We start from the raw sequence: 5,428 nt of genomic DNA, 5'->3' as shown, positions 1-5,428 counted from the left end.
TCCTATTCACTTGATGGCCGGACGGGAGCGGATTTGATGGGCAGGGCAGTGTCCGATGACTTTAATGGGCCTAACGGTGGGGCGCCCGCAAAGGCGACCTTGGTTATTCGAGTCTGGAGGGACCCGGCAAGTACCGAACACTTCCGTGCACGGATCATCGCTGGATCGTCGGAAGCTGAGGAACCTGCGGTGAGTTATGCTAGCGGCCCGCCGGAAGTCGTCGCAGCGGTGAACCGTTGGCTAGACAACATCCCGGATGGTTAGGAATGTGCCGGCTCCGCCCAGAGGCGACGCCGAAGTGGACTGTGAGGTTTGTAGTGGCTGGTCTGGGACTGGCTGGCAGAGTGGGTATTGGCCGTTCTGCCCCGTGGATGTGACTCACGAAGTGACTGGCCCCTGCAAGGGTGTCTTTGAGTGGGATCTGTCCGTCCGCGGGGTGGAGCGGCCGGTACCGCCCGGCCCACGTCGGTAACTTGATCAGAAGGTTGTCCGCCCCGTTGGAGCGTGGCTCGTAACAGTGTTGTTMCGAAGTGACCTCTACCCGGACTGGTACCGGCCGTTTACGGCCCTGACCGTATCCGCGAAGTAGAGGAAGGTGCCAGAACCGCCATGACCATCGTTGCGCATTCCCGCCCTTTGTCGTCGGCGTCGACACCCACGCCAAGAACCATGTCTACGCCATCATCACTGCCGGCACCGGTGAAATGATCGACACCCGGGCCTTCCCCAGCAGCGGGGCCGGTATCAACCGGTCCATTGCCTGGGTCGCGCGAGCAGCGGGGCCGGTATCAACCGGTCCATTGCCTGGGTCGCGCGCCGCACCGGCGCTGACCTGGCCGCCTTGTGGGTGATCGAGGGCGCTGCTTCCTACGGCGCCCTGCTGGCCGGTGCAGTCGGCGCCGCCGGCTACCAGGTCGCCGAAGCCGCCCGCATGGATGCCCGTCACGGGGTCGGCAAATCCGACCCGCTCGACGCGCACCGGATCGCCGCAGCGGTCCTGCCGCTCGATGAGCAGCAACTGCGCCAACCACGACTGAACGAAGGAGTGCGCGCGGCCCTGCAGGGCCTGGTCACCGCACGGGAGTCCATGACCACCGACGCACCAGGGGCGTGAACGCGTTGACCGCCCTGCTCCGGGTCAACGACCTCGGCCTGGACGCGCGTAAACCCCTGACCGGACCCCAGATCGCCGAAGTCTCCCGCTGGCGGGTCCGGAAAGAACCGCTGGCCTTGTCCGTTGCCCGCTCCGAAGCAGTCCGGCTGGCCAAACGCACCACCGAACTCGACGCGGACATCAAAACCAACAACTCCCGGATCACCGAGCTGGTCGAAATCAGCGAAGCCGCGCCCCTACTGGAGGAAACCGGCTTCGGTCCCGTCACCGCGGCCATCTGCCTGACCGTCTGGTCCCACCACGGACGCGTCCATTCCGAGGCGGCCTTCGCTTCCCTGGCTGGGGTCAGCCCCATCCCGGCCTCTTCCGGTAACACCGTCCGGCACAGACTCAACCGCGGCGGCGACAGAACCCTGAACAAAGCCCTGCACCTGATCGCCCTGACCAGGATGACCTTCGATACCTCCGCCCGGGGCATGTACTGGACTCCCTACTCGAAGTTCACTGCCAGCCGACGACCCAGCGCTTGGGCATAGTCCGCCGTGCCCGAGAACACCTCGACAACCCCGCCATGGGCATGGCGAACACCCGGTTCGGCCGCAATGTCTCGATCGATAGCACCCGCCCGGTGCCTCCCGACCGGATTTTGGAAACGAACGCCCGCGAAATCAGCCGCCGGCTGATAACCCGGGACCGGATCATCCCCGCGACGGCCGGCAACGCACTCATCGCGCCCTGCCTGCAGTTCATGATCCGTGACTGGTTCAACCACGGCAGAGGCTGGAGCGAGAATCCCTCGATACTGCCCACCGAGCCCGGCGACGATTGGTCGGCGCCGCAACTGGCCGTCTTCGGGACGATGAACCCGGGCCTGGTCACGCTGCACAACTATCCCAAGCACCTCCAGACATTCCGCCGTCCCGACGGCCAAATCATCGACCCGGCGGACCGCCATTTTGCGCAGCCGCGAGCTCGGCTTCCCCCGCTACACCGAATTCCGGCGTCTGCTCCATCTTCCGGTCCCCCGCAGTTTCGACGAACTCACCGACAACCCCAAGTGGGCGGGTGAACTCGGAGACGTCTACGGCGGCGACATTGACCGGGTGGATCTGCTCGCAGGCATGTTCGCCGAAACGCGTCCCGAAGGATTTGCCTTCAGCGATACCTAGTTCCGGATCTTCATCCTGATGGCCTCGAGGCGGCTGAACAGCGACCGTTTATTCACGCGTGACTTCACCCCTGCCGTCTACACGCCCGAAGGGATGCGCTGGATCGATGAAACCACCATGGTCACGGTCCTGCTGCGTCACTGCCCGGAACTGGCGCCCGCGCTCCGATCATCAAAAAACGCTTTCACACCGTGGCTGCGGACGAACCGGCGATAGCAGCCCTATGATGATCTCCCTTACCACTTCGTCGGCAGCCCGGCTCATTCTGACCGTGCGCTTTCCGATTGGAACACTTAGCCTGTTGTTTCCGCGACTGGCCACACGGCTCATGCTGCTGGACCTGGACGAGAACTCCGCATCGTTCTACCTCGTGCGCCTGTTTGGAGGCCGCGGCATTTTCCTCGGCGTAGCGGCCCGTGTTGTCCCGGAACGGGACCGGAACAAGATCTTAGACTATGCCGCGCCGATCGATCTGGCCGATGCCACGGCAGCGGCCGTGGCTGGTCGGCGGCGGCCGTGGCTGGTCGGCGGCGGCAGATTCCGGCGCGGGCCGCCGTGCCCGCCGCCGTTTCTGGTCTCATAGGTGCCTCGGCGCTGCAGCAGCTGGGCGTGGCCCTTTCGCAGCAAAAATGACAGCGCGCCCAAGTGCCCCCGTCCTGACCTGCCGGGGAAACACCCTGACGGCTGCAGCTCAGGATCCACCCGCGAAAAATCGCCGCTTCGACTGGATACAAACAGCTGGCGACGCACCGACGCGAAATCCAATGTCACCCATCCCTTGTTTCAACGTTGAAGTTGCCCACTAAAAAATGAGGATATGGGCGGTGGTCCTTGACATTTATTGCTGTCAAGTATCGCCAATCGAACGTTTCGAAGGGGCCCGCCCAAGCGGTCGGCGCACGTGTGCTGAGTCCGGGTACCGTTCGCCCCGGTAGCGCAGCCCTGTAGCGCTGTTGCTTGGGGTCTTTCCACATCCCTACCTTATGGCTTGGTAGGACGTACCAGCTTGCCTGAGCCTGGTGGTGTTGGTTCGGTAGCCGTACCTCCGGGAAGCCCCTCCAAGAGCGTCTGCGCCCTCTTGTCCAGCGCCCTGGAGAGCGTCTGCTGGGCGAATCCAAGGACAAGTGCGTAGGCCAAGATCTGCCCCTGGGAGTCCAGGACTGACAGACCGGGGACGAAGTTGCCCTGGATAGCGATCAGGCCCAGTATGGCGGTCAGCGCGCCCAGCGGCACCTTGAGAAACGCCAATGCGACCGGTACGTCGTATGGCGTAGAGGTTCCTTTGAGGTTGCGGATCGACAGAGTGGCGGCGAGCGCGCCGCCCAAAGCTCCGAGAACGGCGACGACGAGGATGTCGGCGCTGCTCGGAGAGGCCTGACTTCCTGAGCTGGTTGGGCAAGCCATGCCAGTAACAATGGTTAACGCAGGGTCGGTGCTCGATATCACCTGCTTGGGAAAGCAGAGGGGCATGAGGTGGGGGTTTTCGGACACGAAGACGAGAGTCGCGATCACTCCCAAGGCGATAAAGGTCGCAGCAATAAGGAGGATATTGCGGAAGCTGCGGAGTTGTGAATGCTTGAGATCCAAGTTTTCGTAAGTGTCACCGACCACGCGTCGCATGCGGGGTCGCAAACACTCGACGGGCTCCGCTTCCAAGTCGGGAATCGTAATGCAACGTGGATCATCCCTGTGCATCGTCGCATTTGCCCGGGCCACTACCATGGGAATCTCGGCCCTCAGTTCTTCCTTTTCATACAGGTCGATCATCTGGGCCCTGGCTGTGTGCATATTTCGGTACGCAGCCTCCACGAGTGTTCCTCGCCACCAGTTCGCCCAGCGGCCGGGAATGGGATCATCTCTGAATGCGGCGGCCCGGGCCTTCTTTATGAACCCGCAGACGCCGCCTGCGATGGTTTCCTGGGCCGGGGTCAAATTTCCCCGAGCACGGGCTGCGTCCACTCGCATCTGCAGCTTGTCAGTTTCGACGGCGACGTGCTGAACCCAAATCCGTGTTCGTGGGCTCTCAGAACGGGATGGCGGAACCAGGGCTTGTTCATGTCCCTCGGCGAGGGTCCGATCACTCCTCAGGTCAGTCACTGCCTATCCTTTCTGCCATGGGGCCGTCAAAAGCCCAAATATCTACTTGAAGCGACGTCCCGGCGCTGAGCCAGGGAGGAATCTCTTGAGCGCGCCGTCCCCTTTGGAATTCAAAACCTTCAGCCAGCCAGGAGCTCCTCCAGTGGCAATGACCCCAACAAATCATGGCGAACTAACCGTTACGCAGGTGTTACTGTTCAGGACTTAGGTGCTGTCGGTACCGTAAGAGATGCGCCGCGGCCCATTCCGTCGTCGTGGTCGGATACGGAATGTCCTGATTTAGTGGCGGGCCCACCGTAATCAGTCTGCCCGCGCCAGGGTTTCCGGAACCTCCTGATCGGGATGGGCGCTGTCGCCGGGTTGGTGACGGTCAAGCTGGGGGACGGGGTCGTGGGCAACACCCTATGATCTGCTGCCGCGCCAACATCGTGCTTGGCGAGTGCCACGTGTGCGCTCCCCCGCCCTGGCACGATCCGCCCACAGCAGCACTATCTGGACTTAGTTGTCCGTGCTGCCGTCGGTGTCCTGCCTGTCCTTCCCTTGGCGCCGTGCTGTCAGTTCGCTTCGGCGCTGACCCCCTGCCTCGCCGGCCTCGCCGGCGAGGCGGAGCCAGGTGTCCACCACGGTATCGGGGTTCAAGGAGAACGAATCGATGCCTTCCTCGACCAGCCACTCGGCGAAGTCCGCGTGGTCGCTCGGACCCTGGCCGCAGATGCCGACATATTTGCGCGCGCCTTGCGGGCCTTGATGGCCATGCTGAGGAGCTTTTTGACGGCCGGATCGCGTTCATCGAAGCTGCCGGAGACAATCGCGGCGTCCCGGTCCAGGCCCAGGGCCAGCTGGGTTATGTCGTTGGAGCCGATGGAGAATCCGTCGAAGTAGTCCAGGAACTCGTCGGCGAGCAGGGCGTTGGAGGGAATAGGGGCCCGGGTTTCCTCCGCCCACGTCGCTGGGTCCCCGCGAACCAGACCTGCTTGAGGCGTTGGCTAATTGCATAGTGCTGGGAGTAACGGCAAGGTAGATGCCTTCGCTCAGGTAGGTGTCACCC

General features: G+C 63.0%; 3 protein-coding genes and 3 pseudogenes. 4 read left to right on the top strand and 2 right to left on the bottom strand.

What is annotated here, in order from left to right; all coding sequences use genetic code 11:
* Positions 1–609: 609 nt before the first annotated feature.
* The 4 genes and pseudogenes from AC1D1W_RS19720 to AC1D1W_RS19705 form a co-directional block, all read left to right on the top strand.
* Positions 610–1,587 (top strand): annotated as a pseudogene (locus AC1D1W_RS19720) (transposase); the annotation flags it as partial.
* Positions 1,588–1,640: 53 nt separating this feature from the next.
* Positions 1,641–2,183, top strand: coding sequence for a peroxidase family protein (locus AC1D1W_RS19715; RefSeq protein ID WP_279294096.1), 543 nt, complete (start codon positions 1,641–1,643; stop codon positions 2,181–2,183).
* A pseudogene (locus tag AC1D1W_RS19710) lies at positions 2,071–2,499 on the top strand (peroxidase family protein). The gene AC1D1W_RS19715 and the pseudogene AC1D1W_RS19710 overlap by 113 nt, the downstream one beginning before the upstream one ends.
* A gap of 112 nt (positions 2,500–2,611) precedes the next feature.
* On the top strand, positions 2,612–2,866 hold the full coding sequence (locus AC1D1W_RS19705) for a hypothetical protein (RefSeq protein WP_243178989.1): 255 nt from the start codon (positions 2,612–2,614) through the stop codon (positions 2,864–2,866).
* A gap of 398 nt (positions 2,867–3,264) precedes the next feature.
* Here AC1D1W_RS19705 and AC1D1W_RS19700 read toward each other — a convergent pair whose 3' ends face one another.
* Both AC1D1W_RS19700 and AC1D1W_RS19695 read right to left on the bottom strand, forming a co-directional pair.
* A complete protein-coding gene (locus tag AC1D1W_RS19700; RefSeq protein WP_243178991.1) occupies positions 3,265–4,380 on the bottom strand; it encodes a hypothetical protein in 1,116 nt (371 codons plus the stop codon).
* A 498-nt stretch (positions 4,381–4,878) separates the two neighbouring features.
* Positions 4,879–5,300, bottom strand: a pseudogene (locus AC1D1W_RS19695) (putative PEP-binding protein); the annotation flags it as partial.
* Between the last annotated feature and the right edge of the window lie 128 nt (positions 5,301–5,428).

This window comes from Arthrobacter sp. P1_B4, from assembly GCF_056406555.1.
This window is presented reverse-complemented; position numbering and strand designations above follow the sequence as displayed.